Source organism: Paenibacillus sp. ALJ109b (genome assembly GCF_010747435.1).
GTDB classification, from domain to species: Bacteria; Bacillota; Bacilli; order Paenibacillales; family Paenibacillaceae; genus Paenibacillus; species Paenibacillus taichungensis.
The window spans coordinates 129,550-154,723 of sequence record NZ_JAAIFP010000007.1 but is presented as its reverse complement, the minus strand read 5'-3'; the positions used below and the strand labels follow the sequence as shown (position 1 = coordinate 154,723).

The following is a 25,174-nucleotide window of genomic DNA, read 5'->3' as shown; positions in this document are numbered from 1 at the left end:
TTAGTTAGGTACGTCATCCGAAAGGGCAGGTGCAGCACTCACCGAATCACGATAAATGATATTGCCCTTCACGTGTACGCGGCCGAAGCTGCGACTCGGGTTATCAATCTTTTTGAGCATGGAATGAACCGCAGTACGCGCCATCTGTTCCACATCGACCTCAACCGTAGTTAATTTGGGATCGGAGAGTGTGGCATAGATATCATTATCGAACCCAACCACAGAGCATTGTGCAGGCACCTGAATACCCAGTGAAGTCAGTTTTTGAACGAGCAGATGGGCCACCTGATCACAGTTGCATACAAAAGCCGTAGGCAGCTGCTCTGGCAGATCAATTTCAATAAACGTACCTCGCTCATCGCGGTCATTAAGCACAAGATCCGGATTCATCGGCAACCGATGTTCCAGCAATGATTTGTAATAACCGAGGAATCGGTCCTGAATGCTGCTTGTAGAATAGAGATTCCCTACATAAGCGATGCGGCGGTGTCCCTGCTGTACCAAAACGTTTGTCAGCTCATAAGCAGCGTAAAAGTTATCGGTAACGACAGAGTCGATATCAGAATGCTCATCGTAGAAATCGAGAAACATTTTGGGTACCTCCATCGACTGGACCAGCTCAATATATTCCTTGCTGACTTGTCCAAGCACAATGAAACCATCCACTTTGTTGTCACTATAGAGCTTCGGCAGGATTAATTCCTCTTCGTCCTGAACATTCAGAATGTGCAGAATACCGTAGTATCCCTGATCCTCCAGATGTTTGGTGATGCGCTGGAATACACGTACATAGAACGATTGTGTAGGTCCGGTAAACCGTTCCGGGATAATAACACCAATATTATGAGTCAAGCCTTCCTTCATCGAACGAGCCGCGGCGTTATACCGGTAGCCCATCTGAACGGCAAGCACTTTAATTTTTTCCTTCAATTCGCCACTGACGCCATCTTTATCATTTAATGCTTTCGAGACCGTCACACTGCTAACTCCGAGCTTGTCGGCGATATCCCGCATGGTGATATTGTTCTTCAGCTTTGGTCGCCTCCTTCAAGCCGGTTTACGTACAATGTGCTGTCATTATGGTTAGCGCTTCCTTCAAACATAACAACAATCCATATTAGTATACATCGTTACCCACATGGAATAAAGAAATTCTGATTGGCGCTGCGCTAATTTTTCAGCATGCTGCATTTTCCGTTGAAGGCTACTCTTCGGATTTTAAGACAATTGCTTTTGGAGAAGCTTCTCATTCCGCTCAATTAGGTCACCGCGCTGGCTAGCACAATCCAAGGAACGGTATGGATCAGCCGGAGTATTGAAGGTGTAATCGACCAGTTTATCCAGCGTCGTTGTGGTCACATGACAGCGTGTATCGCTGGATGCATAATAAATGAACACCTCACCCTGTTCGTTGACCACCGCACCGTTGCAGAAAATAACATTGGACACATCGCCTACGCGCTCGTCGTCATAAGGAGCAATGAAGTGTCCGCCCGGCTTGGCGATAATGCGTGCCGGATCATTGAGATCCGTAGCGAACGTGTACAGTACATAACGAAGACCCGCTGCCGTGTTGCGAACCCCGTGAGCAATGTGAATCCAGCCGCGATCCGTTTTGAGCGGAGCAGGGCCCTGGCCGTTTTTTACTTCGTATACCGTATGGTATATACGTTCATCGATGATTGTCTCTTCCTCAATCACTGGATTCAGAATGTCATCACACAGACCAAAGGCAATCCCGCCGCCGCTGCCTGTGGAGATGAATCCGTCTTGCGGCCGTGTATAGAACGCATATTTACCATCAACAAACTCTGGATGTAATACAACATTTCGCTGTTGAGGGGAGTTGGTTGTGATGTTGGGTAGACGCTCCCAGCTGACCAGATCGCGTGTCCGGACAAGTCCGGCCTGGGCTACAGCACTGGATGTATCAAATGCTGGAGCTTCCGGGTCTTTGCGCTCAGAACAGTAGATACCATAGATCCAGCCATCTTCATGCTGAACCAATCGCATATCGTACTGGTTGGTTTCGTCGGCATCGATATCTTCCCACACTAAGGGTTTGCCTGTGAAGCGAAATCCGTCGATGCCGTTATCACTTTCAGCTAGGGCGAAGATGGATTTACGGTCCAATCCTTCGGTTCGGATGACCATCACGTATTTACCATTGAAATAGATGGCCCCCGGATTAAGCGTAGCGTTAATGCCCAGACGCTCCATGAAGTGGGGATTCGTCGTTTTGTCCAGATCAAATCTCCAGTGCAGCGGTACATGATGGCGTGTGATTACCGGATAACGGTACCGATCGTATACGCCGTTGTAGAAGGAAGGATCAATTTCATTTTGGCGTGTAAGCAGCTGCTCCTGTTGCTCCAATAATTCATTGTATTTGGGGTGTATCATCGTTATCCCATCCTCTCAATTAGTTCAATGCAGAATCGACTATTGTGATACGGGCATTTCCACGGTCCGGCGATTTCACTTTGATCCGGTTTGCCGTTTCCGTCTACCGACCAGTACCATTCCCCGCCAGCACGGTGATCGATAATATGTTCCTTCGTATATGTCCACAAGCGTTCTACTCTCTCCAAAAACAAAGGGTCACCTGTACGCTCATAGGCGTTGTAGAAGCCGACCATCGCCTCGGCCTGAACCCACCATATCCGCTTCTCATCCACATGATCGCCCTCTTGTTCATTCATCAGGGAGCCATCGTCCTGTACAGCCACCTTGGAAATGTTATAGGCAATATCCGTAACCATAGCGGAATACTCCGGGTGTTGGTCCAAGCCCAGCACTTTCAACGTTTCGTCGATCAGCCAGCTGGCTTCAATGTCATGCCCGAATGAACGCAGATCGATGATGGATTGCCAATCCTTGTTGAAAAATACCCCAAGAAACTTTGTGTTCTTGTCATACACCCGTTCATATAAGATGCCGAGCAAGCGTTCCAGCGCCGTCTTCACCTGCGAATCTGGCCACACTCGGTAGAGCGTGGTATAGGCCTCCAACACGTGAATATGCGTATTCATCGTGTAATCCGCAATCACACCATTTTCGCTCAGCATTTCATTGGGCTGTTCATTCCAAAGGCGGTCAAATTGTTCCTTATATGCAGGTAGTTCGGCATTCAGCCCTCGATCCTCAATGAGAGCAAAAAGCGTTTTCGCAAGTTCCAAAGCAGATTCATCCCCGGTGGCACGATAGTACTCACTCAGTGAGTAGACGCCGAAGGATTGGGTATACACATGTTTGCTTGTGTCCAATGGTTCTCCATTGGCATTGACCATCCAGTACATTCCGCCGTATTCCATATCCATCACATGATCCACAAGGAAACGGTAAGCATGTTCAGCGTGATCACGCCAGATTTCATTTCCGGTTACCCGGTAGGCAGCTGCAAAGGACCATAATTGTCGTGCCGTGGCGATTCCGCCCTTGGGAGCGAGTGGATCGACATGAAGGTCATTGCCAACCCAACCATAGAATCCGCCGTTGTTATGATCTTTGAGGGCGGACCAGAATGGCAGAATATGACCTTCCCAGTGTTCTTTTATTTCAGTTCTGATGTCATTGATGTGAGTCATAAGTGAGCGCTCCTTCAAAGTACAGGGATAAAGTTTAATTAAGTTAACGTTAACCTTATTTGATAATATTAGTGTCGGGCAAAAGCATTGTCAACGCGTCCCGAAATAAAAACTTATTGTTAAGTTATAAATAATTTAATTGACAGGTAAGCGTTACCATAATAAAATTCATTTTGTAACCTTAACGATAACTTAAATTAACTTAAGAAAGGGGTCGAATGAATTGAATAAAAACAAAGGTTGGATGTTGCTGCTCACCATGCTGCTCATCACTTCTCTGCTCGCAGCATGCTCTTCTGGAGGTGGATCCTCACAGGCAGGAGAGGAAATCAGCACAGATCCTGCAGATATCAAGGGTGAGATCACTGTCCTTACACAACGTACAGATATTGTTGATACTGTATTCAAAGACTATGCTGCGGAATTTAATAAGGAGTACCCGGATGTCAAAGTAAACTTCCAGGCACTGGCCGACTATGAGGGACAAGTGAAGATTCGTATGAGTACCAAAGATTACGGTGATGTGCTGATGATCCCCACCAGTGTACCGATTGCGGACATTCCGGACTTTTTTGAACCGCTGGGCACGTACGATGAGTTGAAAGATAAGTACACAGCCATTGAAGAGCGTATGGTTGACGGCCAAGTATATGGTATTCCAACCGTTATCACGTTCTCCGGTATCATTTATAACAAACAGGTGTTCAAGGACGCTGGCATTGCGGAAGTTCCCAAAACGCCTGAGCAATTCCAGGCTGCACTCCAACTGGTGAAAGACAATACAGACGCGATTCCACTGTACACCAACTATGCCTCCGGCTGGGCTTTGACACAATGGGAAGCAGATCTGCCGACGGTTGCAGGCAGTGTGGACTACGTAAACATTGATCAACCGAACACGGATGAAAACTTTGTGGCTGGCAAGCCGCACTATGAATTGTACAAAGTGCTTTATGATGCAGCCCAAAATGGCCTGATTGAAAAAGATCCGACCACAACCGACTGGGAAAGCTCTAAGGCTGATCTGGCGAACGGGAAAATTGCAACGATGGCACTTGGATCTTGGGCCATTACACAAATTCAAGGTTTGACAGATACACCGGATAATATTGGATTCCTGCCATTTCCTACGAATGCAAGTGATGTGGTCGTTCCGCTCGCAGCAGACTATAACATCGGCATGAACGTGAACAGTGAGAACAAACCTGCTGCGAAAGCATGGATTGACTGGTTCCTCGCAAAATCAAACTATGCGGTTGAGCAAGGGGGAGGCATGAGCGCAGACAAAAATGCGGAATTGCCACCGATTTTGGATCAATACAAAGACGTTACATTCTCCACATTGACTCCTGCCAAAGAAGGACAGGAAGGTCTGGTTGACAAAATCGACAACGAAGGCGAGATTGGCCTCTGGCAGCCTGACTTCAAGAAACGCATTATCGAAGCTGCCATCGGTAATCGCAGCGAATCGTACGATGACATCATGAAGGATCTGAATGACAAATGGGTTAAAGCGCGGACAGAACTGACGAAATAAGCAGATTATGGGTATACAACGATCTGTAAAGGCGCTACCAGTGTCCGACCACCGCTGACATGCAGCGAGGCACCACGCCTTGGCTGAGGGGAGAGGATTCCCCTTTTCATACGGCATTTTGCATCTGGATGCAGCATATCGGATGTGGAATGCCACCTTCGGTGGTTGATTACTCAGACATTTGTTATTTGGACGGAGTCTTTCGATATAAAAGCGGCAGAACCGCTTGGAGGTGTGGAGAGCATGAAATACTTAAAGATTTCGAATTGGGGCTACTCAGCGCAACGCATATTTATCATCTGTGCCTTCTCAATCATTCCGCTGGCACTGCTGTTCACGTTTGCTTATTTACCTGTCATTAACATGTTCAAATACAGCTTCACGGATTGGAATGGATACAGCAAAAGGTTCGACTATGTGGGGTTTGAGAACTACACGCGGATATTCAGTGACCCTGAGTATTTTAAAGTGTTTATTGTCAGTTTGTATTATTTTGTGGCTACCTTCGTACAAATGGGTCTGGCCCTCTACTTTGCAACGATTCTGAGCTTCAAAATCCGCGGCAAAAACTTTTTCAAAGGCATATTGTTTTTCCCCTATCTGCTAAATGGCGTAGCCATCGGATTTATCTTCCTCTTTTTCTTCAAACCGGATGGTACCCTCGATACACTCATGCAGGCCGTAGGGCTTGGACAATACACCCAGCTCTGGCTTGGGAATCCGAATATTATTAACGTGTCGCTCGCAGGCGCATCGGTATGGAGATACATGGGCTTTAACTTCATCATCTTCCTAGGTGCGATCTCTTCCATTCAAAAAGATGTCTATGAAGCGTCAGACATTGACGGAGCCAATCGCTGGCAGCAGTTCCGCCATATCATCCTGCCAAGCATTACGCGTATCCTGCAACTCAATCTGATTTTGGCGATTAGCGGCGCAATCAGTGCGTTCGATATTCCATATATTATGACCGATGGTTCCAACGGTAGTGAGACATTTGTCATCCAGACGGTTCACCTCGCATTCAAATACGGCAAGCTGGGCTTGGCGTCAGCGATGGCTGTTGTGCTGCTCTTTATCGTCATTCTTGTTACGTTGGTTCAGCGTGTCACCATGAAAGGGGAGGAATGAACGTGCAACCATTCAAATACACCCTAGCGAGCATATTTAAATATGCTTCACTCATTCTCGCAGCGTTCATTGCGCTTGTACCCATTGTTGTGGTGCTGTTTGCATCACTCAAAACCAATGCAGAGTATGCGACCAGCAGTCCGCTCGCCCCACCAGCCAACTGGCTGAACTTTGCAAACTATACCAAGGCTTTCGTGGACGGCAACATGCTGGTCGGTTTCAAAAATACGATTATCATCCTGATCATCTCCATCGTGGGTGCCACTTTAACGGGTTCCATGATCGCGTATGTGCTGGATCGTTTCAAATTCAAAGGTAAAAAGATCATGGTCGCCGCGTTTCTGCTCGCCACGTTAATCCCAAGTGTAACGACACAGGTCGCCACATTCCAGATCATCAACGCGCTGGATTTGTTCAATACCAGATGGGCAGCCATTGTGATGTACCTAGGTACAGATATCATCGCGGTATATATCTTCCTGCAATTCCTGGGTTCCATCTCGAATGCATTGGATGAATCCGCCATGCTGGACGGCGCTTCCTACTTTACGATCTATTGGAGAATCATTCTGCCCCTCCTGAAACCGGCGATTGTAACGGTCATTATCGTGAAGGGTGTCAACATCTACAACGATTTTTACACACCATTCCTGTACATGCCCAAGACAGACTTGCAGGTCATATCCACGGCTCTTTTCAAATTCAAGGGGCCATTCGGATCACAGTGGGAGGTCATCAGCGCTGGGATCATGATTGCCATCATTCCAACGATGATCATCTTCCTGCTGCTACAGAAGTACATCTACAATGGCTTCGCGCAAGGCTCCGTTAAATAAAAAACGAAGGGAGAAATGAAACGATGACAGTTGTTGATACGAAAAATGTACACATTGTTGGGGATGCATTGCCGAATATGCCTTGGGAGGATAAACCGGAGGGCACGGAAGGTCCGGTATGGAGACACTCCACGAACCCGATTGTGCCGCGTAACCCAGTCAAGGGAATTGCCCGTATTTTCAACAGTGCAGTGATTCCATATGAAGGAAAATTCATCGGGGTATTCCGCGCAGAAACCATTAATGGACGTCCGCATCTTCATATGGGTTCCAGTGAGGATGGCCTTGAGTGGAATATTGAAGAGAAACGTATTGCCTTTGTGGATGAGAACGGCGATCCCTTCATGCCGAACTATGCATATGATCCGCGTCTGGTGAAAGTAGAAGATACGTATTACATCATCTGGTGTACCGATTTCTACGGTGCAGCGTTGGGTTTGGCCAAAACGGATGATTTCAAAACGTTTGTGCGTCTCGAAAATCCGATGCTGCCGTTCAACCGGAATGGCGTGTTGTTTCCACGTAAAATCAATGATAACTATGTGATGTTGTCCAGACCAAGCGACAGCGGACATACGCCGTTCGGGGACATTTTTCTGAGCGAAAGTCCGGATCTCGTGTACTGGGGCAAGCACCGTCATGTCATGAGCAAAGGTGGTCAGGGCTGGTGGCAGTCGGTCAAAATTGGCGGCGGTCCAGCACCGATTGAAACGTCCGAAGGCTGGCTGATGTTCTACCACGGCGTAACCGGGACTTGTAATGGTTTTGTCTACAGCATGGGTGCGGTCATTCTGGATCTGGATGAGCCATCGAAAGTAAAATATCGTTCCTCGAACTTCGTACTGACACCGGAAAAATGGTATGAGGAGCAAGGCTTTGTGGACAATGTCGTCTTCCCCTGTGCCACATTGCATGATGCGGAGACAGGACGGATCGCCATCTATTTTGGTGCAGCCGACACATACGTTGGAGTCGCTTATACCACTGTCGAAGAGATTGTGAACTACGTCATCGAAACCGACGAAGTCATTGCTGGAGACCGTGAGGAAGGCAAATTATAATTGTGGTTTATTTCAAAAGATGCAGATCACTTTTACACGATCACTTCGATTGCAGTACCATCTTCCGATCGCCGTTATCCTCGGATTTTTTGATTTTCTTTATGCAAGGGTAAAATCCGAGGATAAATGCGAACGCTGCGCTTCTTCAGATTGGTTCTGCACTCTCCGTTGCTGTGTAAAATTCAGCTTTTTTAAAATTATTTTACCTTGCAGAATGAAAGGGGCATTGCGGAACAATGCATATGGAATACATCAAGGGATTTACATTTGGCTGGATGAGTGGCAGGGGAGACTTCCGCAAGCCGGAAGCAAAAGAATCCTTGCGTCTGATGGCTGAACGCACGGGCAGTTCGCATGTTATTTTTGCACTGGCGGCACATCAGGATCATTGCACCGATGGCACATGGCGTGCACACATTAACTTCTTTGATATCGATGTGCCGTGTGAGCCGAAATGGAAAGACTGGTTCCACAGTTATACCGTGTATCAGAAGCATTATGCAGCCATTGCAGAGCGTGAGAAATGCGAGATGTTTATTGTGGGCTGTGAGATGGTGCAGTCTGAGCGTCGGAGCGAGGAATGGCGCGAGGTCATCGCGGGAGTGCGTGAAGTGTATTCCGGGCTAGTATCCTACAACACCGACAAGTATCAGGAAGGGCATGTGAAATGGTGGGATGTCGTAGACGTCATTTCCTCCAGCGGTTACTATCCCATCGGAGATTGGGAAGCGCAATTGGATCGTATTGAGCATGTCATTGCACCCTACGGCAAACCTTTTTTCTTCGCAGAAGCGGGCTGCCCTAGCCGCAGTGGATCGGCACAGGTGCCGAACGACTGGGGGTTAGAAGGAGCGGTCAGCGCGGAGGAGCAGGAGCAGTTCTATGAAGCCATGTTCTGTCATGCAAGCAAGAGGGAGTGGGTACGCGGATTTGGTCTGTGGGACTGGAGCGCGCATCTGCATCAGGAGCAGGATGCCCTGAGCGATGATGGATACGGAGTTTACGGCAAACCAGCTGAGAAGGTCATACGCCAATTCTATCAAGATGTTAGAGTGAAAGCCTAAACCTTGACTGTAGATGGAATATTTTTCAAACCTGTGCAGCCGGATACGCACATTGCAGATGCAATGTTTGATGCAACCAAATCCAATAATATCCAAAATTTCTCCATCTACATCAATGCTGTGGATGCAAGACACCCTGTCTCGGGTTCATTGTTTTTTTGATGATATCCGTGCTGTGACAAGCAATAAGCAAAAAAAAAGAAGAACCTACCATCTTCGTGGGTAGGTTCTTAAAGTACCTTTTTCGACTACGGGGGATTCTGTAATTAGATACTTCAAAATTTTTGGATTCTTATGGAACAACTTTTGAATTAATGAAGAGGAATGGTGTAAAACGTACGTTTCCCATCCACGTTGGTATACCAGATGATACGGTTATCGACTACAATGGGATCCGTTTCAGATAATACATAGTGAGGTAAGCTTTGAATTTCCCCTAATGGATTGCCTTGTCCGTCAATCTCAACATATTTGACATCCTGTAGATGGTTATTCATATCGAATTCTTGCCAAAGAACGATCATGCTATTGTCAGAACGTTTGATCAATTTAGGTATAGAGGCAATATGGTCACTTCCAACATATTTACTCAAGGTAATCTGTTTTGCAGCGGTGCTATTAAAATTGGATTTGGGCATCAGGCTAAGAATAATGTCCCGTTGATCTCGGGGTAACCCAACCATCTCGTAGGAAGTATAGTCTGTTACATAAGTGTGATCTATGGAGTTCATAGCAACCATATAATAGTCATTGGACATTTCAAAGCCTCCGAGAGATACCCCCGTCATGTTTGCGCCAACTCGGCCCGGGATGTTGAATACGTCTGCTTCGGTATAATTCGATCCATTCCCACGATGAATAACAATAGAGCGAGGGTAGGCGTCTCCATGATCCACAAGGACAGGTGTGCTCCCATCGAACTGTACATATTGATCAAAGGAATGGCTTACATGATTCTTCTGAAATTGACCCAGGTCGTTTGTGACAGTCATTGTTGAAGTATTCACTTGAATCGTTAACTGAGACTGATGGTTAAGTCCGTCGGATGTAGTATAACGTTTGCGTGCGGTGTGGAAGATGAGTGTATTGTCATGCTCCGCCATTCTCCCCGATCCGTGAGCGAATGGTTCTATAGTAAAGCTTTCTCCACCTTTGATCGACAGACTATCCACTCGCTTGAAATTTTTATCATATCGAACGATACGGATAACTTCTTTATCGTCGTTTTCTTCTTTATTTCCCTGCCCAAAGGCAATATAGTTGTAGGTTTTACCGCTATAGAACCCTCCAAACAACGGAAGTTCCAAATCTACCTTGTGATTCTCGATGAGTTCAAAATCGGTATTGTAAGTCTCAATGGTCACTCCCTGGTTGGCTTCGACTACGCTAATCGTTTGATCTGCGTTATGAATGAGATAGGAGAGGATTGGGTTCTTCCATCTTGGGAATTCAGATGATACGACATTGTCATTGATTATGGATGTAACGTTCGCACGATATGTATTCTCAACGGCTTTGGAAAAAATATTAATCTGATTGGAGCTTTCATCGAATTCAACTTCAAAAGGTATTTGTGCAGCTAAATCTCTAAGTTGGAAATAATTCGATCCATCTATATTGTATGCTTTAAGTTGTTGAGGAGCTCCATTAACGATTACTCTGGCATTGGACAAAATCGCTGTGTAGCTATTGTTTGAAGAGTAGGACTTTTGTTTAATCGAATCATCAGGAGTATAAGATTGCTCCTTCACGATCTCGATCGCGTTGGTTTTCGTATTCCATATGACATCAAACTCACTTGTTGTTCCTGATAAATGTTTGGAAATATCTCTTAGACTGTAATAGTTGCTTCCTGCGATATTGAAACCGGATAATTTTATTGTTTTTCCATTCACTGTAACATTGCTTTTGGTAACACTAGCTTCGGCTTTCGCTTTAACAGAATCTGCGTAGGTAGATGTGCTCGAAGCTGGAAAAGCTACGAATAAAGCCAATAGTACGAACCATATCTTTCTCATTTTCGTGATCCTCCATGCTTTTGTGATGTTATGAGACGACCATTAATTCTATGGATACCTCCTTTTATGGCAACACTGTCACAACGTCTTATTTTAAGTGTAATCTCCATATTGTGGAAGGATACAATTGGATATTTTCTAAGCGATGGAGGATGTACATTCTGATCGAATTTTAGAAATACCTACTTAATTCATCTTCCGTCCAAGCTGCTCAATCTTCTCCAACCATTTCTTTCTCTGTTCCTCGGACTGTTTGCCCACTAGATCTACAGGTGTTATGCGCACAGGTTTGATGCCTGTCAGAGCAAAGGTGGAGATCTTCATCATTTTGTGTGCAGGTTCACCCTGGAACCATTTGTAGTACCAGTTCGGACCGTCCATGGTGGTGATCATGCGTGCGGTGCGACCTTTGAGCAGTTGATCCGGGAAAAGTTTACCTTTGTGATACTTGAAGGCATAGCCTGGCATGAAGATGCGGTCGATGAATCCTTTGAACAAAGCTGGTGGTCCTCCCCACCAAATCGGAAATACCCATACGAGATGCTCTGCCCATTTAATCGCCTCTTGGGCTTCCAGTAAGTCGGGTTCGAGTGGAAGTTTATTGCGGTATCCACCTTCTAAATTCATGTTAAATTCCAACTCGTTTAGGGTGATCATGCGAACCTCGGCACCTGCCTGCACAGCGCCTTTACGATAAGCTTCGGCGATTGCGCCATTGTAACTTGGGGAGACGGGGTTGCCTTGGATGATTAATATTTTCTTCATAGTGATGACACGTCCTGACTATTTTAGTTAATGAACGCTAACCTCATGTGCAAAAAGAAAAGGTCACGAATGACCTGGTAAACATTCAGGAATATCCTGAAGTCGGATGAAGCTGGTCTTGTGTATAGGCGCATACTTATTCCAATGATTATTGCCTGATCTGATCGGAACGAATTTGAGATGCAATCCGTCGGGTGTTATCCCAACTCAGTCGTTACCTGACCCAACATCAACGCAAGTCGGTGAACGGTTTCCCCGGTGTATGGAACAAGCAGCTCCGGCAGTTCACCTTGCATACTGGATACGGCCAGGCGCGTAATGGCACCAATGACCAGAACGGCTGTGAGCCGTGAATCCTGATCTGGCAGTTCACCTCGCATAATCCCCTGATCGATTAGATCAATCAACGCATCAAGCGGCTGACGGTAATCCTCACTGCTTCCAGCTTCAATGAAAATCTCATGATTTTGTGAAATCAGCAGCAGCCCGTAGGGATCTTCATCATGCAGATGGAGAACTTCGGTAATCAGTTGTCGGAAGCGTTCCAGCACCGGGCCCTCCTGGCGAACATACCCGTCAATCAGGGCGGTATAGTCTGCGCAATATTGGGTGAAGGCCTCAAGGGCAACGGCATCTTTGTTTTTAAAATGTTTGTAGATCGCCGCATCCGTTACTCCGGCGGCGTCACCGATCTCTTTGACGGAAATGCCGTCAACGCCTTTGGTTGCAAACAAGCGCATCGCCGCTTGTAGGATGTCTTTCTTTTTGCTGTCTACATGAGGTTTGTTCTTCATGATTGTATAGTAAGTGATTACTAACTAAATTGCAACTAACATTTCAGAATCTCTTATTTAACGCTAGGAAAAGTGCTTTCACTCAAAGCTTGCAGGCTTATGAACGGCAACGTATGATGGATAGAAATAATAACGGATAGACGGGCAAAGGAGCTTGGACAGAAGTAGGGCTGCAAAGGCAAACATCAGCGGCGCCAGCTCCAGGTCTGGGGAACGAAATGGATGGTGAATGGCGTGAATGAAGAAGTGCAGGCGCATCGCTGGGTGACTCCCGAAGGGACGTTAAATGAACAATATGTAACAAGCAGAGAAAGGCTCTACAAAGGCATGAATGGTAAATATGTGGAGCGTTTCACTGTTCGTACCGGGGAAAGTTATATTTTCAAACCACTGACCAATCCTGCACAACATGGACGTGAACAATGGATGTCCCAGTATGTGCTGTCTGTATTGCCGCCTATTTATCCAGCGCTAATTGCTGCATCAGACCGTGAAATTAACGCGGAACAGAGCTGGATCATCTATGAGGATCTGGGCGAACTGGTGCATGATTCGCGGGAAGAGACGATGCTGGCTGCTGCTGTACATATGGGGGAGTGGCACTCCTTATCTGTTACTGATTGGGGTGAGCTGCCCCGGGTGGGTCAGAAACCGCCAATTCGGGACATACTGGATGATCTGCTTGGGCAAAAGGAATCCACCGCTGATTTGTTGTCCAAGCTGGAGATCTCGCTGTCACCATCGGATTGGCACAACATCGCCTCGCTAATCCATACAGCGGAGGAGAAGTTACCTCGTGTTTTGTGTCACGGAGATCTCCATCCCGGCAACATGGCGGATGTGAATGGCAGGCTGGTGATTATCGATTGGGAGCATGCGCATCTGAATACGGCTCTCTGGGACGTATATCATCTGGTGGATCTATCACACCCGCTGTTCCCGAGAACCGTTACGCCTGAGCTGCGGGAGCAGATTATCGATGTTTATCTGGACGGGCTGGAACGCCATAGCGTTCAGGTTGAACGGGTTTCTTTTAAAAGGTGGTACCGTGCATATGCCATTGTATTCTCGCTCTGGATGCTGCGTCTGATTGATGGGGATCTGAGAAGTGCAGACTGTGTATGGCCGGAGGAACAGCTGCGGAACCAGTGGCATGAGACGGCAATGACGCTGAAACAGTGTATAAAACAGAGTTGTAGGGAATAGAAATGAGGGGGGCAGAACATGCGTAAAGTAGGACTCGTAATGCGTAAAATTCAATTCACGGAGGCACAGGGCCCGCGCGTATTTGCGGATCGGTTGAAGCAGATTGGGCTGGAGCTGGGCGTTGAGATTGTGTTCATCTCACCGGAGCGCCATGTCAGCGGGTATGACTGGTTACCAGGCTATGAGCATGAGAAAGGCGACCTGGTGAACTATGATATCGTACTGGACCAGATCTATAGCCAAAATATAGAGCATGTCATCTATACCGTATCTGGGTTTACGTTTTTGAAGATGTTTTTACCGAAGAGTGTGTTGTTCCCGCACAGCTTTCCCGACCCGGCGCTGACGGGGTATGAGATGATGAAGCCATTTTATACGATGGTGGATAAAGCGATTGTGCAGACGGAGTTCCTAAAAACAGAACTGGGACGCAATTTCGGTGTACATGACGTGAACGTTATCCCGATCGGCTTCAACGAAGAGCTGGCGCATCGCCACTACGACCCGAGTCAGGTTGTGCATAATCGTGTGCTCTGGATCGGTCGGGATGAAGCGAATCGTCGCCCGGATCTGGTGCTGGAATACGCCCGGCAGAACCCGGACAAGGAAGTATACATGGTATTCGGCGGTCGCCGCTATGAGGAAAGCATGAAGAAATACAACATTCCGGACAACGTAAAATTGCAATTCGCGCTGACACAGGATGAAGTATTTACCCTGATGAACTCGTCCAAGGTGTATTGGAGCTGTTCGGCCTTTGATACGTTTGCGATGCCGCTGACCGAAGCTATGGCGATGGGCAAAATGGTTGTGAAACCGGAGCATGCCTGCTATGGACACATCCGTTCCACGCATGCTTTTGCAGGAAATGAGGATAACTGGTTTGAATTGGTGAATATGGCTGCTGCCGCGCCGCGTAGTATTTCGGAAGACAACCGGGAGTATGCCTTTGGTGCTTTTTCGCGCACGATCATGAAAGAGGGATACCGGGAGTTCTTTGCCAACTGGTTGAAGTAATGTAAGGTTTGTAATGAAGGCTCTAACCATTCAGCAAGAAGGAGGAGAACCTTATGGAAGTACTCATCCTATGGACGCTTGGCATGTGGGCAGTGCAGCTGCTGATCGAATGGCTCATCTATCGGCTACAGGGACGTCGAATGACCGGGGTTCAATATATACTGCCATGTGTGGCCTTGCTCGGCGGAGCCGTTGTGATCATGATTAGCATTGATATTGGCGGGTGGAACGGTATCGGTTATGCCTTGCTTGGCGTATCGCTGGGTACAGCGGGAATGTTGACACTAATTACGGTGGCGATCACGGATGTAGTGTTTCGGCGTCGGAGACGGAATTAATCGGAGGGTTAGCTGCTGTACAGTAAGAGTGAATTGGACGATAGGGCGGTTGCAGGAATGCATTCGTCTGTGATATATTGACATTAATTATGACAAGGGAGGTGAAGACAGGTGAATCACGAGATGCTTAACAACCGTATTAGCCAGCTGCCGATTGCTATGGCTGGCATTGTTCATACTTTTCTGACCAACGGGAGAAGTCTGTCCAATTTTGAATATACGGAAGTTAACACTTGCGAGAAGATGCCTGCCTTGACCTCATTCGGACGATAAGCGATATTGCTTGAATTCTGAAGGGCCGCGGAGCTAACCTCCTGCGGCTCTTTTTGTGTTGCGGTCAGGATCTTCCAATCCATAGGAGGAACCTTATTATGATGATTATTAGCGCACAACAACTGACCCAATACCACGGGGCACATCTGGTGCTGGACGGCATCACATTTGAAATTATGGAAGGCGACAAGGTCGCCTTAATCGGCCGCAACGGAAGCGGTAAAACAACATTGATGCGTCTGTTGGCACGACTGAGCCAGCCGGATGAAGGACAATTGATGATCAAGAAGGATACACGAATCGGTTACGTCGCTCAGGTGCCGGAAGGAATGGACGAGTACACAGTGCTGGATGTGCTGAGTCTTGGATTCAGGGAGCTTATGGCGTGCAGGAGTCAAATGAAGGATATGGAGCAGCAGATGTCCGATCCGGACTGTGCATCCGATCCGAACCAATTGGAGCGACTGTTGAAGCGGTACGCGGCCTTGCAGGACCAGTTCGAGCGCGAGGGTGGATATGAAATGGATGCCCGGATCGATCAGGTGGCGGACGGTCTGGATATTGCGAAGGAGCATTACGGATGGCGGTTTGGTTCGTTGTCTGGTGGTGAACAGACCCGGGTTGTGCTGGCTTCACAGCTAATTGTAAGGCCTGATCTGTTATTGCTGGATGAGCCGACCAACCATCTTGATCTGGAGCGGGTGGAATGGCTGGAAGGATTTTTGCGCGAGTACACAGGTACGATAATCTTGATCTCACATGATCGCTACTTTTTGGACCGTGTAGCATCCCGGGCGTTAGAGCTGGAGGATGGAGAAGCGCAGACGTCAGCTGGTGGTTATACGGAATATATGAAAGTGAAGGAACAACGACTGCTGCAGCAATTCGAGGAGTTCAAGGAGCAGCAGAAGGTGATCAAAAAAATGAAAGAAACGATCCGCCAACTGGAAGAATGGGGCCGAGTCGGGGGTAATGAAAAGTTCTTCCGTCGCGCGGCTTCGATGCGTAAAGCAATCGAACGGATGGAACAGGTGAAGCGCCCGGTACTGGAGCGGCGTAACGCTGACTTTGATGTTCGTCCTACGGACCGTACGGGAAAACGGGTGGCCGTTATGGAACAGGTTGAAAAGGCTTATGGAGAACGTCCAATTCTGTGCGGTGTATCAGGATTACTTGAATATGGCGACAAAATTGCCCTTATTGGACGCAATGGTTCAGGCAAAACGACGTTGTTCAAGCTGTTGCTGGGCGAGGAACAACCCAGTGCAGGCAACCTGGAGTGGGGTGCACGTGTAGACGTCGGTTATCTGGCCCAGCAGGAGGAGCCTTCCAATCCGAAGCTGAATGTGCTGGAGTACTTCCGTCAGGAAGCGGGCGTGGAAGAAGGAGAAGCACGCGGCATTTTGGCCCGGTATCTATTCTATGGAGCAGATGTATTTCGCTCCGTAGGACAGTTATCCGGTGGGGAATGGACACGGCTAAGGTTGGCTCTGCTGGTTCAGCGCAAGCCGAATGTGCTTTTGCTGGATGAACCAACCAACCATCTGGATATCGCTTCAAGGGAAGCACTCGAAGAGTCACTCGTTGATTTCGAAGGCACGGTGCTTGCCATCTCGCATGACCGTTACTTCGTCAATCGACTGGCTTCCCACGTGTGGGAACTGGAGAATGGGCGGATGACCGCTTATCTGGGAGACTATGAAGCCTATCGCGAGAAAAAGCTGGATCTGCAAGCCCGCGCAGCCGCGGCAAATCAGCATGTAGCAGTTGAAGCCACTCCATCACGTGGAAGTTCAAAACCGAAACAGGAGACGAAGTCCGGTAGAACGCCTGATACCACGGTCACTTCCAAAAAGCTGTCCGCTGAACAATTGGAGGAGAGACTGGCTCGCCTTGAAGGGCAAATCCAGGAGATGGACCGCCAGCTTGAATCCGTGCAGAACAATTCAAACGAGCTGGAGCAAATGTGGAACGAACGCGAGCAATTGTCTGGTGAATATAATGAAATGTTGGCCCAGTGGGCAGAGCTGTGAGACAGGTCAGATTAGGGAGCTTATCTTAGGGTAGATCTTGAAATAGATAAAGAAGGATAGAAGGCCGGAGAAACTTCTCTGGCCTTTTTGATCTTCAAAGTTAGCTTCATAACGCGATGATATCCGCATTAATTGGCTAGTTATGTTGTGTATCGCTCGCGGGTACAGGATCTAGAGGAATAGAATGATTTCGATCTATATCTTGCTGATTGAAAACCGTTCTTGGGATTTATATAAAAAGCTTTTTTACATGTCATCGGGAATAGTGTAACTTTTTTCCTTCTCATGCGTTTAATACGTTTGTGTGTATGGAAACGGCTCCTCTTAGAGCTCTCAGAAAGGCAGGTTATCTTTATTTATTATTCAATGACTTATCGGAACTGGTCGGATGACCGGCAGGTGGAGACGGGGGTATTGGAGCAGGTTTCGGTTACTCGTGATGAGCTTTTCATGCGCAAGCTGGTCGATGCTACCCTGATGAAAAATAGGCTTTGGGCGCATCTGTCCAATGAAAGCGAGGATCGTCGGGAGCATGCAGTTTACGTGACCGAGTATGACAATCAAAAACCTGCGGAATACGGTACAGCGATTGCGGACGCTGCACTGGCAATGTGTAAAATGTCCTCCATGTACAGTGCGGAATATATGCTGTGGAATGGGAGTGCATTTCAGGAATTGGACTTGGCAGAATCCTCCTCGTACACGATGGAGCTTGCCGAGCAACTGCTGGACCATTACATGGTCCAGGGCGGTATGACCTATGAATTTGTGTATTCCTTGCTGGATGCGGATCGCAAGAAAGTGTTGTTTTTTATGAAGGAGGTGGATCTGTGATGGACGAAAATTCCAAACCCAAACCCGGATCACGCGCCAAGCTGGTTGCCTTCTCCCTAATGCTTGCGGTTCCGGCCGTATTATCCGGTTGTAGCAGCAATAACGACGAATGTGACCCGGAATACGATACCGGATGTGAATATGACTCCAGTAGTGGGCACTATTATTACGGTGGCGGATCGTCCTATCGGAGCAACAAGGATAGCAGCTCCTACAGCAAATCCAGTTCAAAATCGAGCGGCTTTGGCAGCTTCTTCCGCAGTTCGGGAGGTTAGAACCTGATGAGGCATATATACCAGCTGCCGTTCAGTCATGAAGAAGTATTCAGGGGCGAAGCAGGGCAGCAGGTCCCATACCATCGCATGTATGGTAAGCAATATTGCGTGCCTGCGTTGACGGTCTATTCTTCTGCGGAGATGCAGGAATTGCGTACAGCAGTTGAGGTTGTAGATGGAATCTACTGCAAGGTGATGCGTTTTATTCAGCAATACATGCCCGACTCTTTTCTGGAGCAGCAGTTGGGCATTCATCCCGGCCTGATTCCGGCGGCGCGTATGGAGATAGTGACAGGCGGGATCACTCGGCAGGACTGGATTATCGGGGAAGCTGGACCTAAGTGTATTGAGAATAATACGGATACCCCAACCGGATTACCTGAAGCAGCTGCATTGGAAGGTATTTTGGTGGGGATGGCTGAAAAAATATCGCTCCATGCTCCATCCAAAGGAATGGATGAATGTATCCGGGAATGCTTTCGCCGCTGGCTGGATGCTTACGCACAGCAGGGTTTGCTGGGCCCGGTGACCTTTACTTCATTTGGGGAGCATGTGGAGGATCGGACTAATACGGAGTATCTGATGAAGCTGTGCCAGGAGGCGGGGTATGAAACGTTCTACGTTCCACTGGAGGAGTTGGAGATTGCTCCAGGGGAGGCGCTCTACCATCATGGACGCGAGATCAACCTTCTGTACCGGCTCTATCCCCTGGAATATCTAATCGATGATCGAGATGATACAACCGGCGTGGACATCGGCGCAGCACTGCTTGAATTGGTTCAGGATGGACGCCTGGGTCTGATGAATCCTGCACAGCATGTGCTGATGCAGAGCAAGGGCTTCATGGCAGCGATCTGGTCACTCTATGAACGTAATGAACAAACCCCGGAATATTGTGGATTTCGGCTGTTTAACGATGCAGAGTTAGCTTCCATTTCACGGTATCTGCTACCGACTTATTTCGAAGCTGGGCCTTTTGAATGGAGCGCAATGCCTTATGTAGCCAAAAGCTATTGGGGGCGCGAGGGTCGAGGCACATCGCTGCTGGGTGAGGAATCGGATCATCATGGGGGCCAAACTGCTGCTTCTCATCAGCTGCACGCCCCTACGAACTCCAACACAATAGCCGAACTGCAAGAAGATGAGGAGATTGCAGCCTATTATAATAATCAGCCTAAAATATATCAGCAGCTGGTACCGATGGAGCATGCCGTAATTCAGACAGAGGATGGCGAATACAGCGGTTATTTGCTTACAGGAGTGTTTGTCATCGGTGGACGGTTTGCCGGTGTACTGCCACGGATCGGGGAGAAGGTAACCGGAGATATGGCCTATTATTGTGCGGCTGTGGTCAATGAACGGATGGATGATGAGGAGGAGAAGGAATGGACAATTTGGGATTAAACCTGCTGAATGTAGCGGTAGGTGTAGGCATTCTGCTGGTTGTATTGGTATGTGGGTATTTCGCTTTTAGCCAATTGACCCGGTATAACGATAGCGAGGAAATCGCGAAAGGCAACGAGGCGGCAGGCATGTATATGGGCAGCAAATTGCTGGGCCTGTGTATCATAGTGGGCATGGTGTCCTTCTCCACGCATTCGTGGCTGGATATGCTGCTCTGGTCAGCGCTAGGAATCATTATTTTATGTCTGGTCTATATTATATTTGACTTCCTTACCCCCAAGATGCGGGTATGTGACGAAATCGCACGAGGCAATATGGCGGTAGCACAGCTGCTGCGTTCCATTATCATCGGCGTTTCCATCGTCATCGGTACGTTTTTGATGTAAAATAAACCCTAGTGTTTATTTGGAATGAATATCAATTCAACGAAGGAGCGCGGCATCATGAGAAAAGTCATCATCGATACAGATACAGCAGGAGACGATACGATTGCGATTCTGACGGCACTGCACCATTTTCAGGTGGAGGGCATTACGATTACAGGCGGGAACGTACAGTTTGACCAGGAGGTTGAAAATGCCCTGTACACGGTACAGGTTGCAGGACATGGTGGCAAGGTGCCTGTGTACAAAGGATGCGAACGCCCATTGATGGCCTATGGCAAGGCCCAGCACCGCACGGTGGAAGACGTACATGGCGATGACGGCATGGGCGGAGCCCATTTCCCGAAGGCGGACCAGCGTCCAGAGGCAGGGCATGCAGTAGATTTTATCATTGAAAAAGTACACGCAAATCCAGGCGAAATCTCGCTTCTGGCCATTGCACCCCTGACTAATATTGCGATGGCAATCCAGAAGGACCCAACCATTATTCCGGAGATTGCCCACCTCTACATCATGGGTGGAACGAATAATGCACTGGGTAATATCACACCAGCTGCGGAGTATAACTTCTATGTAGATCCGGAAGCAGCCAAAATTGTATTGCACGCAGGCATTCCGACCACCATGGTTGGCTGGGAGATGTGTACGCAATATTCTGTTATGGATGATGATGATCTTGCGGAGATTGCAGCATTGGGTACATCTGGTGCCGATTTCTTCACGGCTATCAACAAAGTGGTGATGCAGTTCAACAAATCGGTACATAAACTGAATGGCACCACTCACCCGGATACGTTGCTGATGGCTGTTGCCGCAGATGAGTCGCTCATGACCAAATCCGGTCAGTATTATGTGGATGTAGAAGCAGCAGGAGAGTTAACGCGCGGATATAGCGTTGTGGATATCAACGGACGTTTCGGTAAAGAGCCGAATGTACGCGTCTGTGAGGCCATTGACCGTCCGAAATTCAAATCCATGCTGCTGGATGTGCTCTCTGCTATTCAATAAAATTGTGGATTTCAACTCAAATAAAAGTATTTATCATCCGTGCCTATTCCAGGTACGGATTTTTTTTGCCCATTTTAAGTCCAACTACTTCACCTGTCGTAGTAAGTTGTGATATACTTCAACTACTACGACAGATGAAGTAACAGAGGGGGATTATCTTTTGTGATCAGCAGTGACGTTATACGCGGCTACAACGATACGCTAATTCTCTACATGCTGCTAGAAGGGGAGTCGTACGGGTACGAGATTTCCAAAAACATCAGGCAGCTGACAGATGAGAAGTATGTGATGAAAGAGACGACACTATACTCTGCCTTCACCCGATTGGAGAAGAACGGGTACATTGAATCATTCTACCGGGATGAGAGTCTTGGGAAGCGGCGTACCTATTACCGGATCACGCCGCTCGGCCTCGATTATTACAAGGAAAAATGCGAGGAATGGAAGGTTACGCAGGAGGTTGTGAATCTATTTATCAGGGAGTGGTGACAGAGCATGGAGACGATTATGGTGTATCTGGAAAACATGTTTGCTAATCTGCCGAAGACCTCCGAGGTGGAGCGTTTGAAACAGGAGCTTCTCTCGGGGATGGAAGATAAATACTTGGAACTGAAGCGAGAGGGCAAATCGGAGAATGAGGCGATTGGTATTGTGATTGCGGAATTTGGCAATATCGAGGAGTTAACAGCTGAGCTCGGTATTCAACCAGCCGGGATCGAGGAAGCAGCACCTGTGCTGACGGAGGAAGAGGCTTACGATTATGCTGCTGTCAAACGCAGCGTCGGTCTATGGACCGGCTTGGGCGTTTTTCTCTGCTCCTCGGGGGTTGCATTCCTGATATTCCTTGATACATTCTTTGAAAACAACAATATCAAGTCCATGACAGGATCGATGGAAACGGGCAGCCTGCTGGGACTAATCGGGATGTTTGTACTGATCGCCATTGCAGTCGGCATGTTTATTCACAGCGGGATGAAGCTTGATCGCTTCAAGTATATGGAGAAGGGCTTTCAGTTGCCCTATGCGCTCAAGATGTCACTTCAACGCAATCAGGCTCATTTCGCGCTGACATACCGCGTTTCGATCATTACAGGCGTCGGTCTGTGCGTGCTGTCACCCGTTTTTATTTTCGCGGGTGCATATATTAACGATGTCTACGCATCTTACGGTGTCTCTCTCTTTATGTTAATGGCAGCGGTGGGCGTGTTCCTGTTCATTTATTACGGTAATATCCAGGGGGCTTACACGAAATTGCTGGAGGAGCCACACTTTAGTGCTGATAAGAAGGAGCAGGAAAGAATGGTAGGAGCAGTGGGGGCTATCGTATGGCCTTTGGCTACGGCGCTGTTTCTGTTCACGGGCTTTGTATACCAGCGATGGGACGTTAACTGGGCCATATTCCCGATTACAGGAGTGCTATTCGGTATGTTCAGCAACACCTATCATATATTAAAGCGGAAGAATCACTCCTGATGGTTTGTAATGCGCGTGCTCTACCCAGTTGGTGACAACGCTTCGGGTGTGTTAAAGTGAAGGAAATGTTACAGCGGAGAGCCTTTAGTTTAACTTTGGAGCGTCCGGCAGGAGGAGTGGCACAATGTTATTTTATTTTGTAGCACTGCTGGTTACCTTGGTTGATCAGGGAACCAAGATGGCGGTGAGGATGTATATGGAAGTTGGCGACACGATGAGGCTTGGCGACTCGGGAATGCAATTGCAGCATTATGAGAACAGTGGAATGGCAGGCAGCCTGTTTCAGGGGAATGCGCGTCTGTTCGGTGTGGTCGCCATTCTGTTCGTGGCGGGCATGATGTATTATCGGAAAAAAGGTGAGATTCGCGGTTTCTGGATGCAGGCAGGTGCCGGTTTCATGGTCGGTGGTGCTTTGGGTAATGCAATCGATCGGTTTATCTACGCACGCGTAACGGATTTTCTCGTATTTCCGTCGGGACGTGGTATTCTCAATTTGGCGGATGTAGCAATAAATGTTGGTGTGGTTATGCTGGTCATCGGCATGTTAATCCGTGCATTTCAGAGTTACCGAGCCAAGCGTTTACGTAATGCTTTGCCGAAAATAGAGCGTTGATAGAGAGTTAGCAACAGCTTTGATGTAAGCAGCGTAACTGAATACATGAGGGACATTGGATATATTCCGATGTCCTTTTTTGTTATGTCAATGAGCGGACTCGGGCTCAATGGGACTGATTCAATTTCACCGAAACCGTTTTAGGAATAATAGGACACATTATAGTCAACGCTCTAAGTATAAAACGGTGGAAGGATTAACCATGTGGTTATTTCACTAATTTAATGGGTAAATCTTTACGTATATAAGCTGAGGGAGGTACAACATGAGAACATCGCTTACCAAGGCACTCGGGATAATGCTGCTTTGTGGAATAACGGCTGTACTTCTGTCTTCCTGCACCAGTGGGAATAATGCCAACGGCAAAGTGCAAGTTGAATTTTTTCAGAACAAACCCGAAGCCAAAGGAACCTTTGACGAATTAATCAAAACATTCAATGCCGAACACTCCGATATTCAGGTCACTCAGGTGAATCCACCTGACGCGGAGACGGTGCTGAAGACACGTGTGGTGAAGAACGATGTGCCAGACATTATGGCAATGGGGGCAACCGATACCTATTCCATTCTTGCACAGAGTGATATTTTCGCCGATCTGACAGACAGTCCACTGTTAAAAACGATCGATCCCAACTACATACAGATGCTGAAGGATGTCACGGGCATGGATGAAGTGACAGGTGTCCCTTACGCAACAAATGCAAACGGCATCATGTACAACAAAACGTTGTTTAAAGAAATGGGTCTGGACGTACCCAAGACCTGGGACGAGCTGATTGCTACAGCAAAAAAAATTAAGGATGCGGGTAAAATTCCGTTTTACTTCACATACAAGGACGACTGGCAGACCAATCTGCCGTTCAATGCACTCGGACCTAACTTGGTTGGTATTGATTTCTACCTGGAGCGTCGCGAGAACAGAGTGACCTTCAAGGAGAAATACCGTGAGGTTGCGGAGAAGCAGTTGGAACTGATGAATTACGGTCACGGCGACAACTTCGGTAAAGCGTATTCGGATGGTAACCGTGCCTTTGCCAATGGCGAAGCTTATATGTACATCCAGGGTACCTGGGCGATCTCCGAGATTCGCAAAGCCAACCCGAATGTGGACATTGGTTTCTTCCCATTCCCGACAGGCAATGATCTGAGCAAGATCAAGCTGGTGAACGGAATCGACTCCCTGTTTACCATTGCAGCGGATACACCGAACAAGGAGCAGGCCGAGCAGTTCATCGCGTTTCTGCTGGAGCCTGAAAATATAGGCAAATACATTGAGGAACAGACGCTGTTCTCTGCGGTGGAAGGTGTAAAACAAGATGATCCTGCTGTACAGGAACTGACACCTTACATTGAGCAGGGCAAGGTTATCGACTTCGCCGATCACTATATTCCGGCTGCAGTGCAGCTGAATTCCATCGTACAGTCCTTTTTGCAGAACAAGAACATCGACAACTATCTGGATACACTCGACAAAGAATGGGACAAGGTAGCGAATCGGCGATAACGCCTTGTCCGAAGGAGGAT

General features: G+C 47.7%; 25 protein-coding genes. 19 read left to right on the top strand and 6 right to left on the bottom strand.

Annotation, left to right across the window (positions count from 1 at the left end):
• The 3 genes from G3352_RS08320 to G3352_RS08310 form a co-directional block, all read right to left on the bottom strand.
• Positions 1–1,014, bottom strand: coding sequence for a LacI family DNA-binding transcriptional regulator (locus tag G3352_RS08320; RefSeq protein WP_163755621.1), 1,014 nt, complete (start codon positions 1,012–1,014; stop codon positions 1–3).
• A gap of 204 nt (positions 1,015–1,218) precedes the next feature.
• Positions 1,219–2,403 (bottom strand): glycoside hydrolase family 130 protein, encoded by a 1,185-nt coding sequence (locus G3352_RS08315; protein ID WP_163755619.1) that lies wholly within the window; start codon positions 2,401–2,403, stop codon positions 1,219–1,221.
• A 2-nt stretch (positions 2,404–2,405) separates the two neighbouring features.
• A complete protein-coding gene (locus G3352_RS08310) occupies positions 2,406–3,578 on the bottom strand; it encodes an AGE family epimerase/isomerase (protein ID WP_481856276.1) in 1,173 nt (390 codons plus the stop codon).
• A gap of 232 nt (positions 3,579–3,810) precedes the next feature.
• Here G3352_RS08310 and G3352_RS08305 point away from each other — a divergent pair, with 232 nt between their 5' ends.
• The 5 genes from G3352_RS08305 (at position 3,811) to G3352_RS08285 (ending at position 9,216) form a co-directional block, all read left to right on the top strand.
• Positions 3,811–5,124, top strand: a complete 1,314-nt coding sequence (locus tag G3352_RS08305) for an ABC transporter substrate-binding protein (RefSeq protein ID WP_163755615.1) — start codon at positions 3,811–3,813, stop codon at positions 5,122–5,124.
• Between the two features lie 243 nt (positions 5,125–5,367).
• A complete protein-coding gene (locus G3352_RS08300; protein WP_062323195.1) occupies positions 5,368–6,255 on the top strand; it encodes a carbohydrate ABC transporter permease in 888 nt (295 codons plus the stop codon).
• Entirely contained in the window at positions 6,252–7,091 is an 840-nt protein-coding gene (locus tag G3352_RS08295; protein ID WP_063567578.1) for a carbohydrate ABC transporter permease, read from the top strand. The genes G3352_RS08300 and G3352_RS08295 overlap by 4 nt, the downstream gene beginning before the upstream one ends.
• Positions 7,092–7,114: 23 nt before the next feature.
• Positions 7,115–8,152 (top strand): glycoside hydrolase family 130 protein, encoded by a 1,038-nt coding sequence (locus G3352_RS08290; RefSeq protein WP_163755605.1) that lies wholly within the window; start codon positions 7,115–7,117, stop codon positions 8,150–8,152.
• A gap of 242 nt (positions 8,153–8,394) precedes the next feature.
• Positions 8,395–9,216, top strand: coding sequence for a glycoside hydrolase family 113 (locus G3352_RS08285; protein ID WP_205524767.1), 822 nt, complete (start codon positions 8,395–8,397; stop codon positions 9,214–9,216).
• Between the two features lie 311 nt (positions 9,217–9,527).
• On the opposite strand, the gene G3352_RS08280 is transcribed toward G3352_RS08285, so the two are convergent.
• The 3 genes from G3352_RS08280 to G3352_RS08270 all read right to left on the bottom strand — a co-directional run bounded on the left by G3352_RS08280 (position 9,528) and on the right by G3352_RS08270 (position 12,793).
• The gene (locus G3352_RS08280; protein ID WP_163755601.1) at positions 9,528–11,234 is read right to left on the bottom strand and encodes a hypothetical protein; all 1,707 of its coding nucleotides are present in this window, start codon (positions 11,232–11,234) and stop codon (positions 9,528–9,530) included.
• 186 nt (positions 11,235–11,420) lie between these two features.
• The gene (locus tag G3352_RS08275; RefSeq protein ID WP_163755600.1) at positions 11,421–11,999 is read right to left on the bottom strand and encodes an NAD(P)H-dependent oxidoreductase; all 579 of its coding nucleotides are present in this window, start codon (positions 11,997–11,999) and stop codon (positions 11,421–11,423) included.
• 197 nt (positions 12,000–12,196) lie between these two features.
• Positions 12,197–12,793: a TetR/AcrR family transcriptional regulator gene (locus tag G3352_RS08270; RefSeq protein WP_163755598.1), complete on the bottom strand. Its 597-nt coding sequence runs from the start codon at positions 12,791–12,793 to the stop codon at positions 12,197–12,199.
• 222 nt (positions 12,794–13,015) lie between these two features.
• On the opposite strand from G3352_RS08270, the gene G3352_RS08265 reads away from it, so the two are divergent.
• The 14 genes from G3352_RS08265 (at position 13,016) to G3352_RS08205 (ending at position 25,154) form a co-directional block, all read left to right on the top strand.
• Complete coding sequence (locus tag G3352_RS08265; RefSeq protein ID WP_205524766.1) at positions 13,016–13,999, top strand: phosphotransferase family protein; 984 nt, start codon at positions 13,016–13,018, stop codon at positions 13,997–13,999.
• An 18-nt stretch (positions 14,000–14,017) separates the two neighbouring features.
• Positions 14,018–15,016 (top strand): glycosyltransferase, encoded by a 999-nt coding sequence (locus tag G3352_RS08260; protein ID WP_163755594.1) that lies wholly within the window; start codon positions 14,018–14,020, stop codon positions 15,014–15,016.
• A 53-nt stretch (positions 15,017–15,069) separates the two neighbouring features.
• Positions 15,070–15,354: a YesK family protein gene (locus tag G3352_RS08255; RefSeq protein ID WP_163755592.1), complete on the top strand. Its 285-nt coding sequence runs from the start codon at positions 15,070–15,072 to the stop codon at positions 15,352–15,354.
• 111 nt (positions 15,355–15,465) lie between these two features.
• Positions 15,466–15,627: a hypothetical protein gene (locus tag G3352_RS30855; protein ID WP_205524802.1), complete on the top strand. Its 162-nt coding sequence runs from the start codon at positions 15,466–15,468 to the stop codon at positions 15,625–15,627.
• Positions 15,628–15,725: 98 nt separating this feature from the next.
• Positions 15,726–17,660, top strand: coding sequence for a ribosomal protection-like ABC-F family protein (gene abc-f / locus G3352_RS08250; protein WP_163755590.1), 1,935 nt, complete (start codon positions 15,726–15,728; stop codon positions 17,658–17,660).
• A gap of 366 nt (positions 17,661–18,026) precedes the next feature.
• Positions 18,027–18,494 (top strand): hypothetical protein, encoded by a 468-nt coding sequence (locus G3352_RS08245; protein WP_163755588.1) that lies wholly within the window; start codon positions 18,027–18,029, stop codon positions 18,492–18,494.
• Positions 18,494–18,769 (top strand): hypothetical protein, encoded by a 276-nt coding sequence (locus tag G3352_RS08240; protein WP_163756028.1) that lies wholly within the window; start codon positions 18,494–18,496, stop codon positions 18,767–18,769. Before G3352_RS08245 ends, G3352_RS08240 begins: the two co-directional genes overlap by 1 nt.
• 6 nt (positions 18,770–18,775) lie before the next feature.
• Entirely contained in the window at positions 18,776–20,173 is a 1,398-nt protein-coding gene (locus tag G3352_RS08235; RefSeq protein WP_163755586.1) for a glutathionylspermidine synthase family protein, read from the top strand.
• Positions 20,155–20,559 (top strand): DUF350 domain-containing protein, encoded by a 405-nt coding sequence (locus tag G3352_RS08230; protein WP_072733770.1) that lies wholly within the window; start codon positions 20,155–20,157, stop codon positions 20,557–20,559. Before G3352_RS08235 ends, G3352_RS08230 begins: the two co-directional genes overlap by 19 nt.
• Before the next feature lie 57 nt (positions 20,560–20,616).
• Entirely contained in the window at positions 20,617–21,564 is a 948-nt protein-coding gene (locus tag G3352_RS08225; protein ID WP_163755584.1) for a nucleoside hydrolase, read from the top strand.
• Positions 21,565–21,726: 162 nt separating this feature from the next.
• Complete coding sequence (locus tag G3352_RS08220; protein ID WP_079695459.1) at positions 21,727–22,053, top strand: PadR family transcriptional regulator; 327 nt, start codon at positions 21,727–21,729, stop codon at positions 22,051–22,053.
• 6 nt (positions 22,054–22,059) lie between these two features.
• Positions 22,060–23,037, top strand: coding sequence for a permease prefix domain 1-containing protein (locus G3352_RS08215; protein WP_163755581.1), 978 nt, complete (start codon positions 22,060–22,062; stop codon positions 23,035–23,037).
• A 124-nt stretch (positions 23,038–23,161) separates the two neighbouring features.
• On the top strand, positions 23,162–23,650 hold the full coding sequence (gene lspA, locus G3352_RS08210) for a signal peptidase II (RefSeq protein WP_163755579.1): 489 nt from the start codon (positions 23,162–23,164) through the stop codon (positions 23,648–23,650).
• 265 nt (positions 23,651–23,915) lie between these two features.
• Entirely contained in the window at positions 23,916–25,154 is a 1,239-nt protein-coding gene (locus tag G3352_RS08205; protein ID WP_481856274.1) for an ABC transporter substrate-binding protein, read from the top strand.
• Positions 25,155–25,174 lie beyond the last annotated feature (20 nt).

Excerpts from the sequence above, each read along its gene's own strand:
- G3352_RS08320 (WP_163755621.1), bottom strand. The coding sequence starts at position 1,014 with ATGCGGGATATCGCCGACAAGCTCGGAGTTAGCAGTGTGACGGTCTCG.
- G3352_RS08315 (WP_163755619.1), bottom strand. The coding sequence starts at position 2,403 with ATGATACACCCCAAATACAATGAATTATTGGAGCAACAGGAGCAGCTG.
- G3352_RS08300 (WP_062323195.1), top strand. The coding sequence starts at position 5,368 with ATGAAATACTTAAAGATTTCGAATTGGGGCTACTCAGCGCAACGCATA.
- G3352_RS08295 (WP_063567578.1), top strand. The coding sequence starts at position 6,252 with ATGAACGTGCAACCATTCAAATACACCCTAGCGAGCATATTTAAATAT.
- G3352_RS08290 (WP_163755605.1), top strand. The coding sequence starts at position 7,115 with ATGACAGTTGTTGATACGAAAAATGTACACATTGTTGGGGATGCATTG.
- G3352_RS08285 (WP_205524767.1), top strand. The coding sequence starts at position 8,395 with ATGGAATACATCAAGGGATTTACATTTGGCTGGATGAGTGGCAGGGGA.
- G3352_RS08280 (WP_163755601.1), bottom strand. The coding sequence starts at position 11,234 with ATGAGAAAGATATGGTTCGTACTATTGGCTTTATTCGTAGCTTTTCCA.
- G3352_RS08275 (WP_163755600.1), bottom strand. The coding sequence starts at position 11,999 with ATGAAGAAAATATTAATCATCCAAGGCAACCCCGTCTCCCCAAGTTAC.
- G3352_RS08270 (WP_163755598.1), bottom strand. The coding sequence starts at position 12,793 with ATGAAGAACAAACCTCATGTAGACAGCAAAAAGAAAGACATCCTACAA.
- G3352_RS08265 (WP_205524766.1), top strand. The coding sequence starts at position 13,016 with ATGGTGAATGGCGTGAATGAAGAAGTGCAGGCGCATCGCTGGGTGACT.
- G3352_RS08260 (WP_163755594.1), top strand. The coding sequence starts at position 14,018 with ATGCGTAAAGTAGGACTCGTAATGCGTAAAATTCAATTCACGGAGGCA.
- G3352_RS08255 (WP_163755592.1), top strand. The coding sequence starts at position 15,070 with ATGGAAGTACTCATCCTATGGACGCTTGGCATGTGGGCAGTGCAGCTG.
- abc-f (WP_163755590.1), top strand. The coding sequence starts at position 15,726 with ATGATGATTATTAGCGCACAACAACTGACCCAATACCACGGGGCACAT.
- G3352_RS08245 (WP_163755588.1), top strand. The coding sequence starts at position 18,027 with ATGACTTATCGGAACTGGTCGGATGACCGGCAGGTGGAGACGGGGGTA.
- G3352_RS08240 (WP_163756028.1), top strand. The coding sequence starts at position 18,494 with ATGGACGAAAATTCCAAACCCAAACCCGGATCACGCGCCAAGCTGGTT.
- G3352_RS08235 (WP_163755586.1), top strand. The coding sequence starts at position 18,776 with ATGAGGCATATATACCAGCTGCCGTTCAGTCATGAAGAAGTATTCAGG.
- G3352_RS08230 (WP_072733770.1), top strand. The coding sequence starts at position 20,155 with ATGGACAATTTGGGATTAAACCTGCTGAATGTAGCGGTAGGTGTAGGC.
- G3352_RS08225 (WP_163755584.1), top strand. The coding sequence starts at position 20,617 with ATGAGAAAAGTCATCATCGATACAGATACAGCAGGAGACGATACGATT.
- G3352_RS08215 (WP_163755581.1), top strand. The coding sequence starts at position 22,060 with ATGGAGACGATTATGGTGTATCTGGAAAACATGTTTGCTAATCTGCCG.
- lspA (WP_163755579.1), top strand. The coding sequence starts at position 23,162 with ATGTTATTTTATTTTGTAGCACTGCTGGTTACCTTGGTTGATCAGGGA.
- G3352_RS08205 (WP_481856274.1), top strand. The coding sequence starts at position 23,916 with ATGAGAACATCGCTTACCAAGGCACTCGGGATAATGCTGCTTTGTGGA.